At 69.2% G+C, this 22755-nt stretch carries 21 protein-coding genes; 18 read left to right on the top strand and 3 right to left on the bottom strand.

The window, feature by feature from the left end:
• Together RJ03_RS16505 and RJ03_RS16500 are read left to right on the top strand one after the other, a co-directional pair.
• Nucleotides 1-1300: NAD-dependent succinate-semialdehyde dehydrogenase (locus RJ03_RS16505; RefSeq protein ID WP_036503338.1), on the top strand; the 1300-nt coding region annotated here is incomplete at its 5' end.
• Entirely contained in the window at nt 1300-2361 is a 1062-nt protein-coding gene (locus RJ03_RS16500) for a tartrate dehydrogenase (protein WP_036503336.1), read from the top strand. The genes RJ03_RS16505 and RJ03_RS16500, both read left to right, overlap by 1 nt.
• A gap of 18 nt (nt 2362-2379) precedes the next feature.
• On the opposite strand, the gene RJ03_RS16495 is transcribed toward RJ03_RS16500, so the two are convergent.
• Nucleotides 2380-3042, bottom strand: coding sequence for a metal-dependent transcriptional regulator (locus RJ03_RS16495; RefSeq protein ID WP_051042822.1), 663 nt, complete (start codon nt 3040-3042; stop codon nt 2380-2382).
• Nucleotides 3043-3430: 388 nt separating this feature from the next.
• Here RJ03_RS16495 and RJ03_RS16490 point away from each other — a divergent pair, with 388 nt between their 5' ends.
• From RJ03_RS16490 to RJ03_RS16475, 4 genes are all read left to right on the top strand, one after another.
• Nucleotides 3431-4414: a bifunctional riboflavin kinase/FAD synthetase gene (locus tag RJ03_RS16490; RefSeq protein WP_036503333.1), complete on the top strand. Its 984-nt coding sequence runs from the start codon at nt 3431-3433 to the stop codon at nt 4412-4414.
• Between the two features lie 139 nt (nt 4415-4553).
• A complete protein-coding gene (rpsO, locus tag RJ03_RS16485) occupies nt 4554-4823 on the top strand; it encodes a 30S ribosomal protein S15 (protein WP_036503331.1) in 270 nt (89 codons plus the stop codon).
• A 404-nt stretch (nt 4824-5227) separates the two neighbouring features.
• Complete coding sequence (locus RJ03_RS16480; protein ID WP_036503329.1) at nt 5228-7513, top strand: polyribonucleotide nucleotidyltransferase; 2286 nt, start codon at nt 5228-5230, stop codon at nt 7511-7513.
• 181 nt (nt 7514-7694) lie between these two features.
• The gene (locus RJ03_RS16475; RefSeq protein WP_036503351.1) at nt 7695-9011 is read left to right on the top strand and encodes a M16 family metallopeptidase; all 1317 of its coding nucleotides are present in this window, start codon (nt 7695-7697) and stop codon (nt 9009-9011) included.
• A gap of 1 nt (nt 9012) precedes the next feature.
• Here RJ03_RS16475 and RJ03_RS16470 read toward each other — a convergent pair whose 3' ends face one another.
• Nucleotides 9013-9357 (bottom strand): ArsR/SmtB family transcription factor, encoded by a 345-nt coding sequence (locus RJ03_RS16470; protein ID WP_030513184.1) that lies wholly within the window; start codon nt 9355-9357, stop codon nt 9013-9015.
• Nucleotides 9358-9453: 96 nt separating this feature from the next.
• Here RJ03_RS16470 and RJ03_RS16465 point away from each other — a divergent pair, with 96 nt between their 5' ends.
• From RJ03_RS16465 to RJ03_RS16425, 9 genes are all read left to right on the top strand, one after another.
• Entirely contained in the window at nt 9454-10659 is a 1206-nt protein-coding gene (locus RJ03_RS16465) for an MFS transporter (RefSeq protein WP_036503326.1), read from the top strand.
• Between the two features lie 70 nt (nt 10660-10729).
• The gene (locus tag RJ03_RS16460) at nt 10730-12076 is read left to right on the top strand and encodes a pentapeptide repeat-containing protein (RefSeq protein ID WP_051024764.1); all 1347 of its coding nucleotides are present in this window, start codon (nt 10730-10732) and stop codon (nt 12074-12076) included.
• Nucleotides 12077-12195: 119 nt separating this feature from the next.
• On the top strand, nt 12196-13311 hold the full coding sequence (locus RJ03_RS16455) for an alcohol dehydrogenase catalytic domain-containing protein (protein WP_036503324.1): 1116 nt from the start codon (nt 12196-12198) through the stop codon (nt 13309-13311).
• 108 nt (nt 13312-13419) lie between these two features.
• Nucleotides 13420-14175, top strand: a complete 756-nt coding sequence (gene dapB / locus RJ03_RS16450) for a 4-hydroxy-tetrahydrodipicolinate reductase (RefSeq protein ID WP_373281705.1) — start codon at nt 13420-13422, stop codon at nt 14173-14175.
• On the top strand, nt 14172-14660 hold the full coding sequence (locus tag RJ03_RS16445; protein ID WP_036503323.1) for a hypothetical protein: 489 nt from the start codon (nt 14172-14174) through the stop codon (nt 14658-14660). Before dapB ends, RJ03_RS16445 begins: the two co-directional genes overlap by 4 nt.
• Before the next feature lie 30 nt (nt 14661-14690).
• Nucleotides 14691-15143 carry a flavodoxin family protein gene (locus RJ03_RS16440; RefSeq protein ID WP_036503322.1) on the top strand — a complete coding sequence of 151 codons (453 nt, stop codon included), beginning with the start codon at nt 14691-14693 and terminating at the stop codon, nt 15141-15143.
• A gap of 125 nt (nt 15144-15268) precedes the next feature.
• Nucleotides 15269-15925 (top strand): response regulator transcription factor, encoded by a 657-nt coding sequence (locus tag RJ03_RS16435; protein WP_036503321.1) that lies wholly within the window; start codon nt 15269-15271, stop codon nt 15923-15925.
• Nucleotides 15889-17190: a sensor histidine kinase gene (locus RJ03_RS16430; protein ID WP_157122345.1), complete on the top strand. Its 1302-nt coding sequence runs from the start codon at nt 15889-15891 to the stop codon at nt 17188-17190. Before RJ03_RS16435 ends, RJ03_RS16430 begins: the two co-directional genes overlap by 37 nt.
• Nucleotides 17180-18211: a DUF8320 family protein gene (locus RJ03_RS16425; protein WP_086007264.1), complete on the top strand. Its 1032-nt coding sequence runs from the start codon at nt 17180-17182 to the stop codon at nt 18209-18211. Before RJ03_RS16430 ends, RJ03_RS16425 begins: the two co-directional genes overlap by 11 nt.
• A 1-nt stretch (nt 18212) precedes the next feature.
• On the opposite strand, the gene RJ03_RS16420 is transcribed toward RJ03_RS16425, so the two are convergent.
• Nucleotides 18213-18665: a hypothetical protein gene (locus tag RJ03_RS16420; RefSeq protein WP_036503319.1), complete on the bottom strand. Its 453-nt coding sequence runs from the start codon at nt 18663-18665 to the stop codon at nt 18213-18215.
• A 147-nt stretch (nt 18666-18812) separates the two neighbouring features.
• Between RJ03_RS16420 and dapA the strand changes: the two genes are divergently transcribed.
• The 3 genes from dapA (at nt 18813) to RJ03_RS16405 (ending at nt 22496) form a co-directional block, all read left to right on the top strand.
• Nucleotides 18813-19721 (top strand): 4-hydroxy-tetrahydrodipicolinate synthase, encoded by a 909-nt coding sequence (gene dapA, locus RJ03_RS16415; protein WP_036503318.1) that lies wholly within the window; start codon nt 18813-18815, stop codon nt 19719-19721.
• A complete protein-coding gene (locus RJ03_RS16410; RefSeq protein WP_036503317.1) occupies nt 19718-21799 on the top strand; it encodes a ribonuclease J in 2082 nt (693 codons plus the stop codon). Before dapA ends, RJ03_RS16410 begins: the two co-directional genes overlap by 4 nt.
• Before the next feature lie 73 nt (nt 21800-21872).
• Nucleotides 21873-22496, top strand: coding sequence for a TIGR03085 family metal-binding protein (locus RJ03_RS16405; protein ID WP_036503315.1), 624 nt, complete (start codon nt 21873-21875; stop codon nt 22494-22496).
• Nucleotides 22497-22755 lie beyond the last annotated feature (259 nt).

Here is a 22755-nt window from a genome sequence, read left to right as displayed (position 1 = left end):
CGCCGCGCTGGCCGCCGCGGCGGCGGCGCAGGCCGCCTGGGCGGATGTGCCCGCGCGAACCCGGTCCGAGATCCTGATGCGCGCCCACCGGGCGCTGCTCGACGACACCGAGCGGCTCGCCCGCATCGCCACGGCCGAGATGGGTAAGCCGCTGGCCGAGGCGCGCGGCGAGGTCGCGTACGCGGCGGAGTTCTTCCGCTGGTTCGCCGAGGAGGCGGTGCGGCTGGACGGCGGATACATGCCGGCGCCGGCCGGTGGGTCCCGCTTCGTGGTGGCGCGCCGGCCGGTCGGACCGAGCATCCTGATCACCCCGTGGAATTTTCCGATGGCGATGGCGACCCGCAAGATCGGCCCGGCGCTGGCCGCGGGCTGCACATGTGTCGTCAAACCTGCCGAGCAGACCCCGTTGTGTACCCTGGCGATCGCCGAAATATTGTCCGCCGCAGGCGTTCCCGACGGGGTGGTCAATGTCGTGACCACCTCCGATCCGGCGGCCGTGACCGGCGCGATGATCGCCGACCCGCGCTCGCGCAAGCTGTCGTTCACCGGATCGACCGCGGTCGGCAAGATCCTGCTGGAACAGTGCGCGCAGTCGGTCATGCGCACCTCGATGGAACTGGGCGGCAACGCACCCCTGATCGTGTTCGACGACGCCGATCTCGACACCGCGGTCGAAGGGGCGCTCGCGGCGAAGATGCGCAACATCGGTCAGGCCTGCACCGCGGCGAACCGAATCTATCTGCAGCGCGGCATCGCCGAGGAGTTCACCCGCCGCTTCACCGAGCGGATGGCGGCGCTGCCGATGGGACGCGGCGCCGACCCGGGCGTGGTGGTCGGACCGCTGATCGACGCCGCCGCCGTGGCGAAGGTATCGGAACTGGTCGCCGACGCGCGCCGGCGCGGCGCCACCGTCCTGCTCGGTGGAACCGCCGCCGAGGGGGCCGGATATTTCTATCCGCCCACGGTGCTGACTGGCGTCCCGGACGACGCCGCGATGTTCGGCACCGAAATCTTCGGCCCCGTAGCGGGTTTGTCGATCTTCGACACCGAGGACGAGGTGATCGAACGCGCCGACGACACCCCGTACGGCCTGGTGGCTTACGTGTTCACGGAGAATCTGCGGCGCGGATTGCGGGTGAGCGAGGCGCTCGACACCGGAATGGTCGGACTCAACCAGGGCGTGGTGTCGAATCCCGCGGCGCCGTTCGGCGGGGTGAAGGAATCGGGTCTCGGACGCGAGGGCGGCTTCGGCGGCATCGACGAATTCCTGGAGACCAAATACATCGGTGTGGCACTGTGATGCCGATGTATCGCATTGCCACCATTCCCGGCGACGGTATCGGCGTGGACGTCACGGCCGAGGCGGTCAAGGTTCTCGACGCGGTGCTGCCCGGCATCGCCTGGACCGAATTCGACTGGTCCTGTGAGCAATATCTGCGCACCGGCGCCATGATGCCCGACGACGGTCCGCAGCAGCTCGCCGATTTCGACGCTATTCTGCTCGGCGCCGTGGGATTTCCCGGTGTCGCCGACCATATTTCGCTGTGGGGCCTGCTGATCCCGCTGCGCCGCGCCTTCGGTCAGTACGTCAATCTGCGCCCGGTCCGGCTGCTGCCCGGCACCGAATCCGCGTTGCGCGGGCGCGGCGCGGACGATCTCGACATTCTCATCGTGCGGGAGAATTCCGAGGGCGAGTATTCCGCGATCGGCGGAATGCACAACCCCGGGCGGCCCGACGAATTCGTGGTTCAGGAATCGATATTCACCCGTACCGGATGTGAACGCATCATCCGTTACGCCTTCGAACAGGCACGCCGGCGCGACCGCAGACTGTGTTCGGCCACCAAATCCAACGGCCTCATTCATTCGATGCCGTACTGGGACAGCGTCTTCGAGCGGATCGCCGCCGAGTATCCGGATGTCGAGACGCGGCAGATGCATGTGGACGCGCTGGCCGCCGAGATCGTGTTGCATCCGGATCGGCTCGACGTGATCGTGGGTTCGAATCTGTTCGGCGACATCCTCTCCGACCTCGCCGCCGCCGTGACCGGAGGGCTCGGGCTCGCCCCGTCGGGGAATACCAATCCCGAGCGGGACGCGCCCTCGATGTTCGAGGCGGTGCACGGCAGCGCGCCCGATATCGCGGGGATGGGTATCGCCGATCCGGTGGCGCAGATCCTCGCCGGCGCGATGATGCTCGACCACCTCGGCGAATCCGCGGCGGCCGCGGCCGTCGACCGCGCGGTCTGCGATGTGCTCGCCGAGGGGAAGGTCCTCACACCGGATCTGGGCGGTACGGCGACCACGGCCGATCTCGGCACCGCGATCGCCGAGCGGGCCGCGGCCCTCGTCACGCACTAGGGACGGCGATACACAAGGTCAGGATGTCAGCCAGATCGCTTCTGCCGCAGGGCTTCCCAGATCGATGGTCTGCTCGCCGATCCGCACCGCGATGGTGCCGGCGAAATCGCGCCGCTCCACCACGGTGATCACGGTGTCCAGCGCGATGCCGACGGAATCGAAATACCGCAGCATGGCGGGATCGAAATCGGAGATGCGCGCCACCCGGCCGGACTGTCCGGCCTGGAAGTCGCTGAGCTGATGGGCGGGCGGGGTGGGGACCGCGCCGTCGACGGAGGGGATCGGATCGCCGTGCGGATCGCGGTCGGGATGGCCGAGTTTGGCGTCGATGCGTTCGACCAGCGTCTCCGATACCGCGTGCTCGAGCACCTCGGCCTCGTCGTGCACCTCGTCCCAGCCGTAGCCGAGCTCGCTGACCAGGAACGTTTCGATCAGCCGGTGGCGGCGCACCATGGCGACGGCGGCCCGGCGGCCGTTGTCGGTCAGGGTGATGGCGCCGTAGCGGGCGTGTTCGACCAGGCCCTGATCGGCGAGTTTGCGCACCGCCTCCGACACCGTCGACGCCGACACCCCGATCCGCTCGGCCAGCAGTTTGGTCGACACCTTCTCCTGCGACCACTCCTGCGCACTCCAGATCACCTTCAGATAATCCTGGGCGACCGACGACAGCGAGGGAGCCACATTCGCCGCGCGCCCGGCCACACCCCCATCGGGTTGTGACGCAGCGGAATCTGCCAGCTCACGCCGGGTGGCGACATCACGTTTTCCGGGCACGTATCGAGCTTAGCGGGGGGAGCGACGCGGCCGGAGGAGGCAGCCTGCGTAACCACGGAGGCCGCCGCGGACCCCGCCATCGGGCACAGCGGGGGGAGCGACGCGGCCGGAGGAGGCAGCCTGCGTAACCACGCAGGCCGCCGCGGACCCCGCCATCGGGCACAGCGGGGGGAGCGACGCGGCCGGAGGAGGCAGCCTGCGTAACCACGGAGGCCGCCGCGGGTGGGTGACGGTCGGGTGAACAACCGCCCCGCCGAATCCCGGTTCGTGACCGTGTTTGCGTAGGCTTCGGTGTGTGCAGAGATGGCGAAGTCTCGAGGAAATGCCACCGGACTGGGGCCGGTGTGTGCTCACCATCGGCGTGTTCGACGGTGTGCACCGCGGTCACGCCCAATTGATCAGCCGTGCGGTGAAATCCGCTGCGGTGCGCGGTGTTCCCTCGGTTCTCATGACCTTCGACCCGCATCCGATGGAAGTGGTGCGTCCGGGATCGCATCCGGCGCAGCTCACCACGTTGACCAGGCGCGCGGAACTGGTCGAGGAACTCGGTATCGATGTGTTCCTGGTGATGCCGTTCACCCAGGACTTCATGAAACTCACCCCGGGCCGCTACGTGCACGACCTGCTGGTCGAGAAGTTGCATGTCGCCGAGGTCGTGGTGGGCGACAACTTCACCTTCGGCAAGAAGGCGGCCGGGACCGTGGAGACCATGCGCGAGCTGGGCGGCCGGTTCGGTTTCGAGGTCGACGGCGTGACACTGCTCGGCGAACACGCGGTCACACTCTCCTCCACCTATATCCGCGCCTGCGTCGACGCCGGTGACATGGCCGCGGCGGCCGACGCGCTCGGGCGTCCGCACCGGGTCGAGGGTGTCGTGGTCCACGGCGACGGTCGCGGTCGCGAACTCGGTTTCCCGACCGCCAACGTGGCTCCGCCGATGCATGCGGCGATCCCGGCCGACGGTGTGTACGCGGGGTGGTTCACCGTGCTGGCCGCCGGCGAGACGGTCGGCGTCACGCGTCCGGGCAAGCGGGCCATGGCCGCGATCTCGGTGGGCACCAACCCCACCTTCTCCGGCCGCACCCGCACGGTCGAGGCCTTCGTCCTGGACACCGAGGCGGATCTGTACGGCCAGCATGTCGCGGTGGACTTCGTCCAGCATCTGCGCGGTATGCGCCGCTTCGACTCGATCGACGATCTGGTCCGGGCCATGGGCGAGGACGTCGAGCAGACGCGGCAGGTGCTCGCCGCCGCCGAGGCGAGCGAAGCGCAGCGCTGAGCGAATCCGGGTCGGCCCGATTCGGTCCGGCTGCGCTGATCCGGTAGGCTGGCTCGTCGGGTCTGCTGCGGTCCGCGGTGGCGCCCGCCCGGGATTTCCCGGTTTCCTCGAGCGCGGACTGAGAATCAAGGAGTGTTTCGTGGCTCTGACCACCGAGCAGAAGTCGGCCATCCTCAAGGAGTACGGCCTGCACGAGAAGGACACCGGTTCGCCGGAGGCCCAGATCGCGCTGCTGTCCAAGCGGATCTCCGACCTCACCGAGCACCTGAAGGTGCACAAGCACGATCACCACACCCGCCACGGCCTGCTGGGTCTGATCGGTCGCCGTCGGCGGCTGTCGAAGTACCTGCAGGACAAGGACATCGAGCGCTACCGTTCGCTGATCGAGCGGCTCGGACTGCGGCGTTGATCTGTTCGCGCCCGCACGGACGCGAGACAGACGCGCTGACAATCACAGGTAGTTAACGCGCAGCCGATGGGGAGGCATAGAATCTCCCCGTCGGCTAGTCGTATATCGGCACCGCACCAGCCGTATGCACCCGCACGCGTGGCGTCGGTCTTCGGTAGTGGCCTTTCGGCGAGAGTTGCCGGCGGGCTTCGATCGATGACCGCCTCCGCGTCGCCGGTTCCATGGGGGATCGGCCGGGTGTCGCGCCGCAGCCAGGAGGGCTGTCGCGCGCCCGAACCCGGGTACGGCTGCCCCTGTGCAGGGTAGCCGCTGCCTCCGGGCAGGGAGAAACAGCGCAGGGACACCCAGCCGGATCGCGCCGCGAGGGCGTTCGATCCGGCGAGACGAGAGGTTGAGACAGAAATATGACCGAATCCCAGACGAGCTCCGCCATCGAGGTCGAACCCGGTGTGTTCGAATCGGTGGCCCTGATCGACAACGGGAGCTACGGCACCCGCACCGTCCGGTTCGAGACCGGGCGTCTGGCCAAGCAGGCCGCCGGCTCCGTCGTCGCCTACCTGGACGACGAGACCATGCTGCTGTCGGCCACCACGGCCGGTAAGCACCCCAAGGACCAGTTCGACTTCTTCCCGCTGACGGTCGACGTCGAGGAGCGCATGTACGCCGCGGGCCGCATCCCCGGCTCGTTCTTCCGTCGCGAGGGCCGCCCCTCCACCGACGCGATCCTGACCTGCCGCCTGATCGACCGCCCGCTGCGCCCGTCGTTCGTCGACGGCCTGCGCAACGAGATCCAGGTCGTGGTCACGGTGATGAGCCTGGACCCCAACGATCTCTACGACGTGGTCGCGATCAACGCGGCCTCGGCCTCGACCCAGATTGCGGGACTGCCGTTCTCGGGTCCGGTCGGCGGTGTGCGGGTGGCCCTGATCCAGGGCCAGTGGGTCGCGTTCCCGACCGTCGAGCAGCTGGAGGAGGCCGTGTTCGACATGGTCGTCGCCGGCCGCGTCGTCGAATCCGGCGACGTCGCGATCATGATGGTCGAGGCCGAGGCGACCGAGAAGGTCATCGCCCTGGTCGAGGACGGTGCGCAGGCGCCGACGGAAACCGTTGTGGCCGAAGGCCTCGAGGCGGCCAAGCCGTTCATCGCGCGACTGTGCAAGGCGCAGGCAGACCTGGCGGCGCTGGCCTCCAAGCCCACCGAGGACTTCCCCCTCTTCCCGCCGTACGAGGCCGACGTCTACACCGCGGTCGAGGGCACCGCGAAGAACCCGCTGAGCGAGGCGCTGTCGATCGCCGGCAAGCAGGAGCGCGAGGAGCGCATCGACGAGATCAAGCTCGAGGTGCTCTCGGCGCTGACCGAGGACTTCGAGGGCCGCGAGAAGGAGATCGGCGCGGCGTTCCGCTCGGTCACCAAGAAGCTTGTGCGCCAGCGCATCCTGTCCGACGGCTTCCGCATCGACGGGCGTGGCCTGGCCGATATCCGGGCGCTGTCCGCCGAGGTCGCCGTGGTGCCGCGGGCGCACGGTTCGGCGCTGTTCGAGCGCGGTGAGACCCAGATCCTGGGCGTCACCACCCTCGACATGGTGAAGATGGCTCAGCAGGTCGATTCGCTCGGCCCGGAGACCAGCAAGCGCTACATGCACCACTACAACTTCCCGCCGTTCTCCACCGGTGAGACCGGCCGCGTCGGCTCGCCCAAGCGGCGCGAGATCGGCCACGGCGCGCTCGCCGAGCGGGCGCTGGTGCCGGTGCTGCCGAGCCAGGAGGAGTTCCCCTACGCCATCCGTCAGGTGTCGGAGGCGCTGAGCTCCAACGGATCCACCTCGATGGGTTCGGTGTGTGCCTCCACGCTGTCGCTGCTGAACGCGGGTGTGCCGCTGAAGTCGCCGGTCGCCGGTATCGCCATGGGTCTGGTGTCCGACGAGGTCGCCGGCGACAACGGTGAGTCGGAGACCCGCTACGTCGCGCTGACCGACATCCTCGGCGCCGAGGACGCCTTCGGCGATATGGACTTCAAGGTCGCCGGTACCCGCGACTTCGTCACCGCGCTGCAGCTGGACACCAAGCTCGACGGCATTCCGTCGAAGGTGCTGGCGGGTGCGCTGAACCAGGCTCGCGACGCGCGCCTGACCATCCTGGACGTGATGGCCGAGGCCATCGCCACCCCGGACGAGATGAGCCCCTACGCGCCGCGCGTCACCGCGATCAAGATCCCGGTCGACAAGATCGGCGAGGTGATCGGGCCCAAGGGCAAGGTCATCAACCAGATCACAGAGGACACCGGCGCCAACATCTCCATCGAGGACGACGGCACCGTGTTCGTCGGCGCGACCGACGGCCCGTCGGCGCAGGCCGCGATCGACGCGATCAACGCCATCGCCAACCCGCAGCTGCCGAAGGTCGGCGAGCGCTTCCTGGGCACGGTCGTCAAGACCACCGCCTTCGGCGCGTTCGTCTCGCTGCTGCCGGGCCGCGACGGTCTGGTGCACATCTCGAAGCTGGGCAACGGCAAGCGGGTCGGCAAGGTCGAGGACGTGGTGAACGTCGGCGACAAGATCCGGGTCGAGATCGCCGATATCGACAACCGCGGCAAGATCTCGCTGGTCCCGGTCGCCGAAGAAGACACCGCAGAGGCATCCGCCCCCGCCGCCGACGAGGCTCCGGCTGCAGCCGAGGCCGCGGCCGAGTAAATAGTTGGATGTGACGAAGAAGAAGTCCTCGGCGCGCGCCGCGAAACCCTCGGTTTCGACGCGCGCGCCGGGCAGCACAGCTCGCGCGACGAAGACGAAGCAAGCCTCGCGCGCGAGGACCCCGGCGAAGACCCCCAGCGCCGACGCCCCCTTGCTCGCCCTCGAGCAGGGGGGCTCTTCGCTGGTGCTCGCCGAGGACGGTTCGTTCTCCGACACGGGGGTGCGGCGGACGGTACTGCCCGGCGGATTGCGGGTGGTCACCGAACATGTGCCCGCCGTGCGATCGGCATCGATCGGCGTGTGGGTCGGTGTGGGTTCGCGCGACGAGAGCCCCACCGTGGCCGGCGCCGCGCATTTCCTGGAACACCTGCTGTTCAAGGCGACCCCGACCCGGACGGCGCTGGACATCGCCGAGGCCGTCGACGCGGTCGGCGGAGAACTCAACGCGTTCACCGCCAAGGAGCAGACCTGCTACTACGCGCACGTACTGGACGACGATCTGCCGCTGGCGGTCGACGTCGTCTCCGACGTGGTGCTGAACGGACTGTGTCGTCCGATCGACGTCGACGTGGAGCGTCAGGTGGTGCTCGAGGAGATCTCGATGCGCGACGACGATCCGGAGGACCTGGTCGGCGACTCGTTCCTGACCGCGCTGTTCGGCGATCATCCGATCGGGCGGCCGGTGATCGGCACCGTCGACTCGATCGAGCAGATGACGGCCGCGCAGCTGCGCGGGTTCCATCTGCGGCGCTATCGTCCGGACCGGATGGTGGTGGCGGTGGCCGGCAACATCGAGCACGAACACACGGTGGAGCTGGTGCAGCGTGCGTTCGCCGACCGGCTCGATCCGTTGCGGGAACCGGCGCCGCGCCGGGAGGGCCACTTCCGCAAGCGCACCGCACCGCAGCTGCAGTGGACCTACCGCGACAGCGAACAGGCGCATCTGGTGTTCGGAATGCGCGCCTTCGGCCGGCACGAAGGGCATAAGCGCTGGCCGCTGTCGGTGTTGAACACCGTGCTCGGCGGTGGGCTCAGTTCCCGTCTCTTCCAGAAGATTCGGGAGGAACGCGGCCTGGCGTATTCGGTGTATTCCAGTGTCGACACCTTCGCCGACACCGGCGCGTTCTCGGTCTATCTGGGATGTCAGCCGGAAAACCTCGGCGAGGTGACGACATTGGCGCGCGAGGTGCTGGAAGATGTTGCCGCCAACGGGATCACCGATGCCGAATGCGCCCGGGCCAAGGGGTCGCTGCGTGGCGGGCTGGTGCTGGGCCTCGAGGATTCCGGCTCGCGGATGAACCGCATCGGCCGCAGCGAACTCAGCTACGGCAATCACCGCAGCGTCTCGGAGACGCTGGCACGTATCGATGCCGTCACCACCGCGGAGGTCTCCGCGATCGCCCGCACCCTGCTGGCGCGGCCGTACGCGGCGTCGGTGGCGGGACCGTATCGGCGCGCGCGCGATCTGCCCGGTGCGGTGAAGCGATTGGTGGACTGAGTCAGTCGCGCGGTGCGGCGCCGGAGTCGCCCGCGCGATTGGCGGCGCCCACCACCGCCGCGAGCAGTCCGGGCAGGGCGTGCTCGACCTCCTCGGAGCGCAGCCGGGCATAGGTCTGGCCGTCGGCGACGATACGTTCGGTGACCCCGGCCTCGCGCAGGATCTTCAGGTGGTGGGTCGCGGTCGACTTGTTGATGGTGTCGTAGAGCATGCCGCAGCGCACCGGGCCGCCGGCATTGCTGAGCCTGCGCACCATCTCGAGTCGTACCGGGTCGTGCAGGGCACCGAGCACCTCCTGCACGGTGGCGACCGGATGCGATTCCACGGTCTTGTTGCTATCGCTCATGATCTTTCTCACGGGAAATTCGGTTTGATGGGAATCAAACCATCGCTACGGTGGTTGAGTTCGATCGCAATCAAACTTACCTGATGGAGAGAATCGATGGCCGCAACTGTCACGGTTGCACCGGCTCAGCGGACCACACAGTCCTGGGCCTATGCACTGATTCTGGTCGCCAGTGGAGTCGCGCTCGGTGTGTCCGGTGTTCCCGCCCCGCTCTACGGCCTGTACCAGAAGGAGTGGCATTTCTCACCGCTGACCACCACCATCGTCTTCGCCGTCTACGCCGTCGCCGCCCTGGCCGCGGTGCTGGTGTCGGGCAAGATCTCCGATGTGGTCGGCCGCAAGCCGGTGCTGCTGGGCGCACTCGCCACGATGGTGCTCGGGCTGGTCGTCTTCCTGTTCGCCGACAATGTCGCGATGCTGCTGGTCGCGCGGGCGCTGCACGGTGTGGCCGTCGGCGCGACCGTGGTGGCCGGGGCGGCGGCACTGCTGGATCTGCGTCCGCAGCACGGTGCGCGATCGGGACAGTTGACCGGTGTGGCCTTCAATGTCGGTATGGCCGTGGCCATTCTGGGTTCGGCACTGCTGGCGCAGTACGTCCCGCATCCGCTGCGCACGCCGTATGTGGTGATCACTGTGTTCTGCCTGCTGATCGGCGTCGGCGTGGTGGTGATGACCGAAACCCACACCGCGCGGATGTCGGGTCCGATCCGGATCGCGAAACCAGCGGTACCGCAGGAGATCCGGGCCGACTTCTGGTTCTCGGCGCTCGGCGTGATGGCGGCCTGGTCGGTGCTCGGTGTACTGCTGTCGCTGTATCCCTCGCTGGCCGCGGAGAAGACCGGCGTGCACAATCTGGTCTTCGGCGGTGCCGTGGTCGCCTCCACCGCGACGGCCGGGGCCCTGGCGCAGCTGTTCGCGACCGCGATTCCGGCGCGACGCGCGGCCATCGGCGGTGACACCGGGATGGCGATCGCCCTGCTGCTGACCATTCCGGCGCTGGCGACTCACAACTGGGTGGTCGTCCTGCTGGCCGGAGTTCTGCTCGGCACCACCTTCGGCCTGGGCTTCGGCGGATCGCTGCGGCATCTGTCGAATGTGGTGCCGCAGCACAAGCGCGGCGAGACCATGTCCGCCTACTACCTGCTGGCCTATACCGCGATGGCGCTGCCGACGGTCCTGGCCGGCTGGGCCGCCACCCAGTGGGGGATGGGCACGATCTTCCCGTGGTTCGTGGTGGTGGTCGCGCTGGCGTGCCTGGCCGCGGCCGCGATCGGTGTCCGCGGGAGTCGCGCGGCGGCCTGACCGCCGCGAAACAGGTTGCCGGACAAGACGACGCGCTGTGGCGGATTCGAATTCTCGTTACTATGCGCCCATGGCTCGGCGGGGGACTCTTCTGCAGCGGCAGGCTCAGCGGATACAGCGCTCGGCATTGCTGGTATCGGTCGTCACGGTGGTGCTCGGCGGCTTGGCGATCGCGGGTATCGCCTGGTGGGCGCTGTGGCTCGTGCTCGGCGCGAAGGCCGATACGCCGAATCAGCTGGATCTGACCAAGATCGCGTTGTCGGTCTCGGCCGGCGTCGGCGGTGCGGTGGCACTGGTCGTGGCGTATCGCAAGCAGCGCGACAACGAACGCGGCCGCTTCGCGCAACTGTTCGGTGCCGCCGCGGCGCAACTGGGCAATGCCGATGTCGCGGTGCGGATCGCCGGCGTCTACGCGATGGCCGGGGTGGCCGACGAATTCGCCACGCGCGGCATGCGGCAGCAGTGCATCGACGTCCTGTGCGGCTATCTGCGCCTGCCCTACGACCCCGATGAGGGCGCCACCCACCTGAGCTCCCGCAAGGTCACCGAGGAGGCGGGGAGCTCCCAGGTGGAGCGGGCCTACCAACTGCGTCAGAACGATCGTGAAGTGCGTCGCACCATCGTCTCGGTGATCGCCTCGCGGCTGCGCCCGACGGCCGAAATATCCTGGTCCGCATACAATTTCAACTTCGACGACGCGGTGCTCGAGGATGTGGACTTCCGTGGCGCGGTCTTCGCCGGCCGGCATACGCATCTGCGCGGCGCGCGTTTCACCGGTAGCCGCTCGGCCAATTTCACCGACGTCAAATTCGTCGGGCAGCATGTGACCTTCCATGCCGCGCAATTCGACAACGATGTGCTGTTCCACAACACGCACTTCGCCACCACCGCCTATACCGACCACACCGCCAGGGCCGGAACGAGTTTCGTGGACGCGGTCTTCCATCGGGGTGCCGACTTCACCGGCGCCGAATTCCTCGGTCCGGGAACACGATTCCTGCGCGCCCGCTTCGCCGGGGAATCGACGTCGCTCAGTGGCGCGAGCTTCGGGGCCGACATGACGGATTTCCGGGAGACCCGCTTCGAGGGCGGCCGAACGCATTTCGACGACGTGCGCTTCGCGGGCGCGGACACCCGTTTCGGCGACGCCGTGATCCGCGGTTCGCACATCACGTTCGCCAACACCCGTTTCGATGCCTCCCGCACGGTGTTCGACAACGCCCGCATCGGCGCCGATGGTGACTCGCCGCACGCCGATTTCCGTGGCGCCACCTGTCGCGGCAGCGTCTCGACCGAGGGTGCTGCGATCCCCGGCTGCCCGTTCGGCCCCGCGGCGCCGGAGGAGACGCCGGCACCGGAGGGGGTCCGAGAACCTGACGGCGCCGGTCCTGTCGTCGCCGGACAACCGGACACGTGAGTAACTGCGGCCGGTAGGCGCTGACGGCGAATCGGGTGCACCGCGCCCGCGGCGGCTCCGGATGATCACGGTCCGCCGAGTGATACTCCGCTCCGCGCTCGCCCGGTACCGTCGGTGCCATGAAGATTCGTGGTGCTGTGCTCGAGCGGATCGGCGACCCGATTCCCTACGCCGATTCGACCCCGATCGTGATCGAGGATCTGGAGTTGGCGGAGCCGGGGCCGGGCGAGTTGCTGGTCCGGATCGAGGCGGCCGGGCTGTGCCATTCGGACCTGTCGGTGGTCGACGGAAACCGGGTGCGGCCGGTGCCGATGCTGCTGGGGCACGAAGCGGCCGGACGGGTCGAGCAGGTGGGCCCGGGTGACAGTGATCTGCGGGTCGGCCAGCGCGTCGTGATGACCTTCCTGCCGCGCTGCGGGCAGTGCGAGGGCTGCGCCACCGACGGCCGCACCCCGTGCGTACCGGGCAGCGTCGCCAACAACGAGGGCGAGTTGCTGGGCGGCGGGCGGCGGCTGCGCGGCGCGAACGGTGCCGTGCACCACCATCTCGGCGTCTCCGGATTCGCCACCCACGCCGTGGTCGATCGGCGCTCGGTGGTGCCGGTCGACGACGACGTGCCGCCGGAGGTCGCCGCCGTACTCGGCTGCGCGGTCCTCACCGGCGGCGGAGCGGTGCTGAATTCGGCCCGGCCCAGCGCGGGTGATCGCATCATGGTCGTCGGGCTCGGCGGCGTCGGGATGGCCGCGGTGCTGGTCGCCGCCTCGCTGCGGGAAAGCCTCGGCGCGGAGGTCATCGCCGTCGATACCGTGCCCGAAAAGCTCACGCTGGCACGCGAACTCGGCGCCACCCAGGTGTACACCCCGGCCGAGGTAGCCGAGCGCGGAATCGCCGCGGAGGTCGTCGTGGAGGCCGCGGGAAATGTGCGGGCCTTCGAGACCGCGGTGGCCGCCACCGCCCCGGGCGGCACCACCGTCACCGTCGGACTGCCCAATCCCGAAGCGCGCGCGAGCATTTCGCCGCTCGGTCTGGTCGCGCAGGGACGGTCGATCGTGGGCAGTTACCTCGGCTCCGCGGTTCCGGCGCGCGACATCCCGGAATACGTGCGGATGTGGCGGGAGGGGCGGCTGCCGGTCGAACGACTGGTGTCCTCGCGTATCCGGCTCGACGAGATCAATCACGCGATGGACGAGCTGGCCGCCGGCCACGCCCTGCGCCAGGTGATCATGTTCGACTGACGACGGGTGACGCACGCGACTTCCGGGTGACCGGTGTGGCGGTCGCCGGCACCCCTGCCGATAGGCTCTGAGCGCAACGGGCATCGAACGGTATGTGAGGAGTTCACGGTGGCGACGAACCGGATCCGGGTGGGCGTACTCGGCGCGCAGGGCAAGGTCGGGCAGGCGATCTGCGCGGCGGTCGAGGCAGCCGACGACCTGGAGCTGGTCGCCGGCGTCGACAAGGACGACGCGCTGGATGCGTTCACCGAGGCCGGCGCCCAGGTGGTGGTCGACTTCACCCATCCCGATGTGGTGATGCCGAATCTGAAGTGGTTGGTGGAACACGGCATTCACGCCGTGGTCGGCACCACCGGATTCGACGAATCCCGGCTCGAGCAGGTGCGCTCCTGGCTCGCGGGCAATCTCGAGGTGGGCGTGCTGATCGCCCCCAACTTCGCGATCGGCGCGGTGCTGTCGATGCGGTTCGCCGAACAGGCCGCGCGCTGGTTCGATTCGGTCGAGGTCATCGAACTGCATCATCCGAACAAGGCCGACGCACCCTCCGGCACCGCCTACCGGACCGCCGGCATCATCGCCGAAGCCCGCAAACAGGCCGGTGTGGGCCCGAGCCCCGACGCCACCACCACCGAACTCGACGGCGCGCGCGGGGCGAGCGTCGACGGGGTGCGGGTGCATTCGGTGCGGCTGGCCGGGCTGGTCGCGCACCAGGAGGTGCTGTTCGGCACCCAGGGCGAAACGCTCACGATCCGCCACGACTCGATCGACCGCACCTCCTTCGCTCCGGGCGTGCTGCTGGGTGTGCGGCAGATCGGCGCCCGCCCGGGACTCACCGTCGGGCTCGATCCGCTGCTGGACCTGTGAACGAGCGCGACAGCGGGCGGCAGGTGCTGCGCATCGTCGCCTTCATCGCCTTCCTGGTCATCGCGCTGGCTTTCTATTTCCTGCTGCTGGGCCGCATCGCGATCGAACTGCTGACCTCGGGCAAGGCCGCCGCCGTCGCGATGGGCGTGGGCGTGCTGATCCTGCCGATTCTCGGGGTGTGGGTGGTGGCCACCAGCATTCGCGCCGCGCTCGCCCACCAGCACCTGGCCCGGCGCATCCATGACGAGGGCCTCGAACTCGACGTCTCCGAGCTGCCTCGCCGCCCCTCCGGCCGGCTGGAGAAGGCCGCGGCCGACGAGCTGTTCGAACAGGTCAAGAAGGAGTGGGAAGCCGACCCCGACAACTGGCGCACCAACTACCGCGCCGCCCGCGCCTACGACTACGCCGGCGATCGCTCCCGCGCCCGCGACATCATGCGCCGGGCCGTGGAACTCGAGCGCGTCGAACGCCGGACCGGGTCCTGACACCCTGGCGGCCCCACTAGGCTCGCCTGGGTGCCGACGTTGCTGATCATCCACCACACGCCTTCGCCGTTCCTGCAGGACATGTTCGAAGCGGTGGTCGCGGGCGCGACCGACCCCGAGATCGAGGGGGTCGAGGTGGTGCGCCGGGCGGCGCTGGCGGTGACCGCGAGCGATGTGCTCGCCGCCGACGGCTACGTCCTGGGCACGCCGGCCAATCTCGGCTACATGTCGGGCGCGCTCAAACACGCCTTCGACACCTTCTACTACCCGTGTCTGGACTGCACCCGCGGCCGGCCGTTCGGGGTGTACATCCACGGCAATCAGGGCACCGAGGGGGCCGAGCGCAGCATCACGACCGTGACGACCGGGATGGGATGGCAGCAGGCCGCCGCACCGGTGATCGTCACCGGTCAGCCCGGCAAGGACGACCGGGAGAAGTGCTGGGAACTGGGGGCGACGATCGCGGCGCAGTTGACCGCGTGAGCCGATGACCCGATTTCTGGTGTCTCACACGGATATCACCGGCACCGTCATACTCGACGGCAGGACGTCGCGCTCCCGGGTGGGGCGCGGTGTGGTGTTCGGGTTTCGGGAAGGGTGAGGACCATATGACGCCATCGCGGCGGATCGGTCTGGTCGAGGACCACGAGTCGGTCGCGCTCGGCCTGGCCAGCATGCTGGCCGGAGAAAGCGATCTGGAACTGGTCATCACCGCCGGAACGGTGTCCGAATTGCTCTCGGCGGCAACGGAATTGGATCTGGTGATTCTCGATCTACGGCTCGCCGACGGCTCCACCCCGCAGTCCAACGTGCAGGCCCTGCGCGACCGCGGGGTCGAGGTGCTGGTGTTCACCGGAGCCGACAATCCGTTCCTGGTGCGCTCGGCGGCGCGGGCCGGGGTGCTGGGCGTGGTTCGCAAATCCGAGGATGTGCAGACCGTGGTCGCCGCGGTGCGCGCCGCCGCGAGCGGCGAACAGGTGGTCACCACCGACTGGGCCGCCGCCATCGACGGAGATCCGCAGCTGCCCGATGTCGGCCTGAGCCCGCGCCAGCAGGAGGTGCTGACCCTCTACGCGTCCGGCGAGAAGGCCTCGCGGGTGGCGCGGTTGACCGGGCTCTCGGAACAGACCGTCAACGACTATCTGGGCCGGATCCGCCAGAAGTACGCCGACGCCGGTCGCCCGGCGCCCACCAAGACCGACCTCTACAAGCGTGCGGTGGAGGACGGGTGGCTGCCGGTGCCCGAGCGCAACAACCAGGCATGATCGCGGTCGACGCACCCGGAGTCTTCGCCCGCACCGCGGCCGCGGCCCGCATCCGGGTTCCCAGCCGCGCCCAGGTGCGCGCCGATACTCCCGCGGTGGAGCGCGTCATGCGCCGGCTGGGTCTCTCGGTCGGCGCGGGCGGGGTGATCATGGGCCTCGCCGACGTTCCGGAGATCACCGAGCAGGCCCAGTTCACGCCCGCCTGGTGGACGCCGGCCGCAGGCGCGCTCGCGTTCGGACTGTTCCCGGTACTGGCCCTGCTGTCGATCCGGTCGAGCCCGCGCACCATCCGGCTGATGTCGGGCTGTGCCGCGGTGGCCTTCCTGTCCGCGGTGGCGACCATGCTGATCGGACTCGACACCCACAGCATCGGCGCGAATTCGGTGTGGCTGTACCGGATGCTGCCGCTCGGGGTGCTCGCGGCGACGTTGGCGTGGCCGACGCTCGTCGCCATCGCCTATCTGCTGCTCGGGTCGGCGGCCGTCGCGTCGACGAATATCTATCTGGCCGAACAGTTCACGGCAGCGTCGGTGCTCAGCGCGTTCGCCCGCGCGGTCGGGTTGTCGGCGCTGTTCCTGTGGTGCGTGGTCTCGGCGCTGTCGGCCGCGGCCCGGGTGGACCGCGAATCGGTGGCGGCGAGCAGACAGGCCGCCGAAGCCGCCGCGGCCGCGGCGCGCGACAACGAGAGCGCCCGCTTCGCCGCCCTCATCCACGACGCCGTCCTGTCCACGCTGCTGGACGCCTCGCGCGGCAGCGAACCCTCCGACGTGTTGCGACGGCAGGCCGAACGCACCCTGGACCAACTCGACGAGATCCGGGTCGAATCGCGCGAACCCGATGTGCTCGACGCCCGTGCGGCCGTGAACTTCCTGCGCGCCTCGGTGCACGAGGTGAACGCCGGCGTTCGCTTCACCACCAGGACCTGGCCGGGCTTCGACGACCTGCGCATGCCCGCCGCCGCCGCACGCACCCTCGCCGCCGCCCTGGCCGAGGCGATCCGCAACAGTCTGCGTCACGCCCCGGTGCCCGGTCGCGCGGTGACGCGCACGGTGACCTGCACGATCAGCGCGGGCAGCATTCGGGTCGTCTTCGCCGACGACGGTGCGGGATTCGATGTGAACGCGGTCTCCGCGGACCGGCTCGGCATCTCCGTGAGCATTCTGGGCCGCATGCGCCAGCTGGCCGGCGGCGCCGGATTCGTGGAATCGCAACCCGGGGAGGGCACCGCGGTGACGTTGGTGTGGGGTGGTGACGGTGCGCACTGAAACCGGTCGGGAGCAAGCGTTCGGTCTGCGCGAGCTGCTGGGGCTGCGCGGCGGTACCGCCTGGCTGTTCCTGGTCCTTCTCGAAGTGACCATCACTCTCTACATGGTCCGCAACCTCGACACCACGAATGCGCTGCCCGCGGTGACCGCGCTGATCGTGATGGTGGTGGCCGGTGCGCTGGTGCTGGTGGCTCCCGGTGATCCGCTGCCCTGGACCGTGACGATCTTCGTCGCCGCCGCCGGGCCGGTCGCCACCGCGCTGACCTCCGCCGATCCCGGCACACCGGAAACCCGGCACATGGTGTGGACCACCTTCGCGACCTCGTATGTGCTGGCCGTGCTGGTACTGCGGGGCCGGATGGGCACGGCGTGGCTGGGCGTGGCCGGAGTCGCGGTCGTCATCGGTGTCGACGGCGCGCGGGCCTGGCTGAGCGCGAGCGCCATCGTCGCCGCGACCGTGCCCATCGGCACCGTCATCGCCATCTCGGTGTTCGCGCAGATCATGCGGCCCACCCAGCGGTCGCTGCGGATGTTGCGCGAGGAGGCGAGCGCCCAGGCCGCCGCCGAGGCGACGATGGCGGCCGCCGACGGCGAACGCACCCGGCAGCTGGAACGCCTGGACCGGGTGGCCCGCCCGATTCTGGAACGCATCGCCGAGGGCGCGGTCCTCACCGTCGGCGAACGCGAACAGTGCCGGCTGCTGGAGGCGGAACTGCGCGACGGTCTGCGCGCCCCGCAGCTGGTGACCGAGGAACTCAGCGGGGCCGCGCGGGGCGCGCGGGCGCGCGGGGTGGAGGTCGTACTCCTCGACGACGGCGGTTTCACCGATGCGCCGAAATGGTTGCGCGAGCGCGTCATCGACGTCGCCACCAGGGAATTGGACGCGGCGAACGCCGGCTCGGTGACGGTGCGCATCCTGCCACCCGGGCGGCGGGTGCTGTCGACGGTCCTCGCTCAGGCGCCCGATCGGGACCGCCGCACAGAGATCGGTCCCACCGGCACCGTGACGGTGATGGACTGACTCAGCTGTCGCAGCGGCCGGGGCCGCCCTTGCGCATCTGGTCGCGCAAGGCGCCCTGTACCGCGCCGGCGAGCCAGGAGTTCAGCGACTGACCGCTCTGGGTGGCGGCCTCCTCGGCGCGGGCCTTCAAGTTCTCGACCATGCGCAGGGTGACGCGGCTGATGTCGCCGGTCATCTCCTCGAAGGTCGGATGCGACTCCTCGGATTCGGACGCCGTGCGGCGTACCTCCACCTGTGCGTCGGTCCCCGACAGGGACACGTGCACGGTGCGATCGTCGAGGGTCGCGTTGATCTCGTCCGCCAGATCCGAGAGCGCGGCCAGCAGCGTCAGCCGCAGCGAATTCTCGGTGGCGGCGGCCAATGCCGCGGCGGTGGCCTGAGTCTTCTCGTCGCCCAGGGCGGCCGCGGCGATCAGATCGTCGCGCAGCCGGGCGGTGTACTTGTTCAGATCCATGACATCATTATGACGTCATCTATGACATCGCGCCAGTGCCGGAATGCCGTCACCGTTGCTGTCATTGCTGGAATGTGACCGGAATGTCTGCCGATATCACGGACGACGGTTCGGTGTCGTATCCGCGACCGGGTAGCCTTTCTGACCATGACGAACGGTGAATCGACGCGAACAGGGCTGCGCGCGTCCGGCACGGTCGGTGTCGCGATGGTGACCCCCTTTACCGCCGAGGGCAAGCTCGATGTCGATGCCGGCGTCGCCCTGGCCGCACGCCTGGTCGACCGCGGTGTCGACCTGCTCGCCATCTCCGGTACCACCGGAGAATCGCCGACCACCACCGAATCGGAGAAGTTCGACCTGCTGCACGCCGTCGTCGACGCCGTGGGCGACCGCGCCACCGTCATCGCGGGCGCCGGCACCTACGACACCGCGCACAGCATCGAGCTCGCCCGCAACGCCGAGCGTGCGGGTGCGCACGGTTTGCTGGTGGTGACGCCGTACTACTCGCGCCCGTCACAGGAAGGTCTGCTGGCGCATTTCACCGCCGTCGCCGACGCGACCGATCTGCCGGTGACGCTGTACGACATTCCGCCGCGCTCGATCGTGCCGATCGCCCCGGATACGCTGCGGCGCTTGGCCGAACATCCGAACATCGTCGCGGTGAAGGACGCCAAGGGCGACCTGGGCGCGGGAGCGGAACTGATCGCCGACACCGGACTGGCCTACTACTCCGGTGACGACGTGCTCAATCTGCCGTGGTTGTCGGTGGGCGCGGTCGGATTCATCAGTGTGATCGGCCATCTGGTGCCGGAGCGGCTGGTGCAGCTGCGCGATGCCTACATCGCCGGTGAGGTGACGCTGGCTCGCGACATCAATGCCGGCCTGTTGCCCGTCAACCGCGCGATGGCCCGTGTCGGTGGCGTGGCCCTGATCAAGTCGTCGCTGCGACTGCTCGGAATGGAAGTCGGCGAGCCGCGGCTGCCGCAGCTGATGCCCGTAGGTGTGAATCTGGAATCGATCGTCGCCGAACTGCGGCTGGCGGGGGTGCTTGCATGAGTGAACCGGTGAACCGTCGTCCGCGCCGGACCGCGAGCCGAGCGGCGGGAGCGCCGGCTCCGGCGCCGCCGCCCGCGCCGCGGGTGGAACCCGAAAAGCCTGCGGTGCAGCAGGTTTCGCCGCCTGAGCCAGCGCGTGCCGAACCGGCAGCCGAGCGTCGCGCTGCCACCGAGCAACGCGAGACCGGGTCCGCAGCGCAACGCGAGACCGCTCCCGCAGCGCAGCGCGAAACCGCTCCCGCGGCGCGCGAATCGGCTCCCGCCGCCCAGCGTGGCGAATCGGCTGCTGCCCCGCGTGGCGAACAGGCCGGTGACCGGGGCCGTTCCCGCCGTTCCGGCCGTGGCCGCCAGTCGGGCAGCCGTGGGCGTGCGGAACAGTCCGTGCCGCAACCTGTTTCGACGGGATTGCCGGTCGGCCTGCCGCCTAGGCTGCCGAAGCAGGGCCTGCGCGTCTACGCGCTCGGCGGCATCGGCGAAATCGGCCGCAATATGACCGTGTTCGAATACGGCGGCGCGATGCTGATCGTCGACTGCGGTGTGCTGTTCCCCGAGGATCAGCAGCCCGGCGTCGACCTGATCCTGCCCGACTTCCGGCCCATCGAGGACCGGATCGACGAGGTCGCCGCCGTGGTGCTGACCCACGGTCACGAGGACCACATCGGCGCGGTGCCGTTCCTGCTGCGGCTGCGTCCCGACATCCCGGTCGTGGGTTCGAAATTCACCCTCGCGCTGGTCGCCGCGAAATGCCGCGAACATCGCTTGCAGCCCAAGCTGATCGAGGTCACCGAGGGCCAGCGGACCACTCACGGCCCGTTCGACTGCGAGTACTTCGCGGTCAACCACTCCATTCCCGATGCGATCGCGGTCGCGGTGCGCACGCCGGCCGGGCTGGCCCTGCACACCGGTGACATCAAACTCGATCAGCTGCCGCTCGACGGACGCCTCACCGACCTGGCCGGGTTCTCCCGCCTCGGCGACGAGGGTGTGGACCTGTTCCTGGTCGATTCGACCAATGCCGAGGTGCCCGGCTTCGTCACCCCGGAACGCGAGATCGGCCCGGTTCTCGACAGTGTGATCGGCAAGGCCAAGGGCCGCGTCATCGTGGCCTCGTTCGCCAGCCACGTCCATCGCATCCAGCAGGTCGTCGATGTGGCCCAGCGCTACAACCGCCGGGTGTGCTTCGTCGGGCGTTCGATGGTCCGCAATATGCAGATCGCGCAGGATCTCGGGTATCTGAACATTCCCGAGGGCATCGTGGTCGATCTGGATCAAGCCGCGAATCTGCCCGTGCACAAACTGGTGCTGATCTCGACCGGCTCGCAGGGTGAACCGCTCTCGGCACTGTCACGCATGGCGCGCGGCGACCATCGTCAGATCAACATTCGCGCCGACGATCTCGTGGTGCTGGCGTCCTCGCTGATCCCGGGCAACGAGAACGCGGTGTTCGCGGTGGTCAACGGCCTGGCCCGGCTGGGCGCCACCGTGGTGACCCAGCAGAGCGCGAAGGTGCACGTCTCCGGGCACGCCTCGGCCGGCGAGCTGCTGTACCTGTACAACGCGGTCCGTCCCACCAACGCCATGCCGGTGCACGGGGAGTGGCGGCATCTGCGCGCCAACGCCGCGCTCGCGGTGGCGACCGGCGTGCCCGAGGAGCGGGTCATGCTCGCCGAGGACGGTGTGGTGGTCGACCTGGTCGACGGCATCGCCTCGATCGTCGGCCGCTATCCGGTCGGCCAGGTGTACGTCGACGGACTGTCGGTCGGCGACGTCGGCGAATCGACACTGTCGGATCGCCTGGTGCTCGGTGAGGGCGGTTTCATCGCGATCACCGTCGCCGTCGACGAGACCACGGGTAAGGCGGTGAGCGCGCCCGAGGTCAGCGGCCGCGGTTTCTCCGACGATCCGGGCGCGCTGATGGGCGCCCAGGAGCTGGTGGAGGCCGAACTGCTGCGGCTGGCCGGGGAGGGCGTCACCGATACGCACCGCATCGCGCAGGGCGTGCGGCGCGTGGTCGGCCGCTGGGTCGCCGACACCTACCGCCGTCGCCCGATGATCGTGCCGACCGTTATCGGCGTCTGAGCGCGCGCCCGGGGGAGCGCGCGGGGCCGTACTCCGCTACCTCCTCCGGGCTCCGACCCATTACGCTCGGCCCATGAGTATGGCTCAACGGGAGCGCCGGGCCCTGGTGTCGACCATGACGGCGGTCGGTCCCGACGCCCCGACCCTGTGCGGCACCTGGACGGTGCACGACCTGGCCGCGCATCTGGTGGTGCGGGAGCGCCATCCCGCGGCCGCACCGGGGATCCTGCTGAAACCCCTTGCGGGATACCTGGATTCGGTGCAGGCGAAGGTGTCGGAGAAGCCGTTCACCGAGCTGCTGGAGCAGATCCGCACCGGTCCGCCGTGGTGGTCGCCGCTGAAGCCGGTCGACGCCGTGGTCAACCTGACCGAGATGTTCGTCCATCACGAGGACGTGCGCCGCGCCGACCCTGAATGGAAGCCGCGCCCGCTGCCGGCCGAGGACGAGCGCAAGTTGTGGTCGGCGACGCGGCGGATGGCGCGGATGGCGTATCGCAAATCGCCGGTCACCGTCGTGCTGGCGACGCCGGAGGGCGAACGCGTGACGGCGCACAACGTCGGGGGCGATGCGGTGGTGCTTACCGGGCAGCCCTCCGAACTGCTGCTTCACGCGTTCGGCCGCAACGAGGTCCGCGTCGATGCCGCCGGCGGCGTCGATGATGTGGCCGCGGTCTTCGCCTCCGATCGCAGCGTCTGAGGCGGTCGCGCGCATCGTTTCCGGCCGCTGACGGCGTTGTGAGGTCGGCAATGATGTGGCTGGGATGGGTGTTGCGGATGGTCCCGATGGGGCTGTTGCGGCTAGCCTGAGGTCATGGCAGGTAAGTCCCGCGGCACCACGACGTCGAGTTCGCGGGCGGGATCCACCCGGGGGCGGGCTCCGGCGCGGACTCGCTCGGGAGGCTCGCGCGCCCGATCGGCGCCGCGCGGCCGCACCACCGCGACCCGCCGGCCGGTGC

Origin of the sequence: Nocardia aobensis NBRC 100429, assembly GCF_000308375.1 — a bacterium.
In the GTDB taxonomy this organism is placed as follows: Bacteria; Actinomycetota; Actinomycetes; order Mycobacteriales; family Mycobacteriaceae; genus Nocardia; species Nocardia aobensis.
The sequence above is the reverse complement of the archived record's forward strand: the minus strand, read 5'-3'. Positions and strand labels throughout refer to the sequence as shown.

Coding starts and splice junctions, on each gene's coding strand:
- RJ03_RS16500 (WP_036503336.1), top strand. CDS start 1,300: ATGCCGATGTATCGCATTGCCACCATTCCCGGCGACGGTATCGGCGTG.
- RJ03_RS16480 (WP_036503329.1), top strand. CDS start 5,228: ATGACCGAATCCCAGACGAGCTCCGCCATCGAGGTCGAACCCGGTGTG.
- RJ03_RS16470 (WP_030513184.1), bottom strand. CDS start 9,357: ATGAGCGATAGCAACAAGACCGTGGAATCGCATCCGGTCGCCACCGTG.
- RJ03_RS16465 (WP_036503326.1), top strand. CDS start 9,454: ATGGCCGCAACTGTCACGGTTGCACCGGCTCAGCGGACCACACAGTCC.
- RJ03_RS16460 (WP_051024764.1), top strand. CDS start 10,730: ATGGCTCGGCGGGGGACTCTTCTGCAGCGGCAGGCTCAGCGGATACAG.
- RJ03_RS16455 (WP_036503324.1), top strand. CDS start 12,196: ATGAAGATTCGTGGTGCTGTGCTCGAGCGGATCGGCGACCCGATTCCC.
- RJ03_RS16435 (WP_036503321.1), top strand. CDS start 15,269: ATGACGCCATCGCGGCGGATCGGTCTGGTCGAGGACCACGAGTCGGTC.
- RJ03_RS16420 (WP_036503319.1), bottom strand. CDS start 18,665: ATGGATCTGAACAAGTACACCGCCCGGCTGCGCGACGATCTGATCGCC.
- dapA (WP_036503318.1), top strand. CDS start 18,813: ATGACGAACGGTGAATCGACGCGAACAGGGCTGCGCGCGTCCGGCACG.
- RJ03_RS16410 (WP_036503317.1), top strand. CDS start 19,718: ATGAGTGAACCGGTGAACCGTCGTCCGCGCCGGACCGCGAGCCGAGCG.
- RJ03_RS16405 (WP_036503315.1), top strand. CDS start 21,873: ATGAGTATGGCTCAACGGGAGCGCCGGGCCCTGGTGTCGACCATGACG.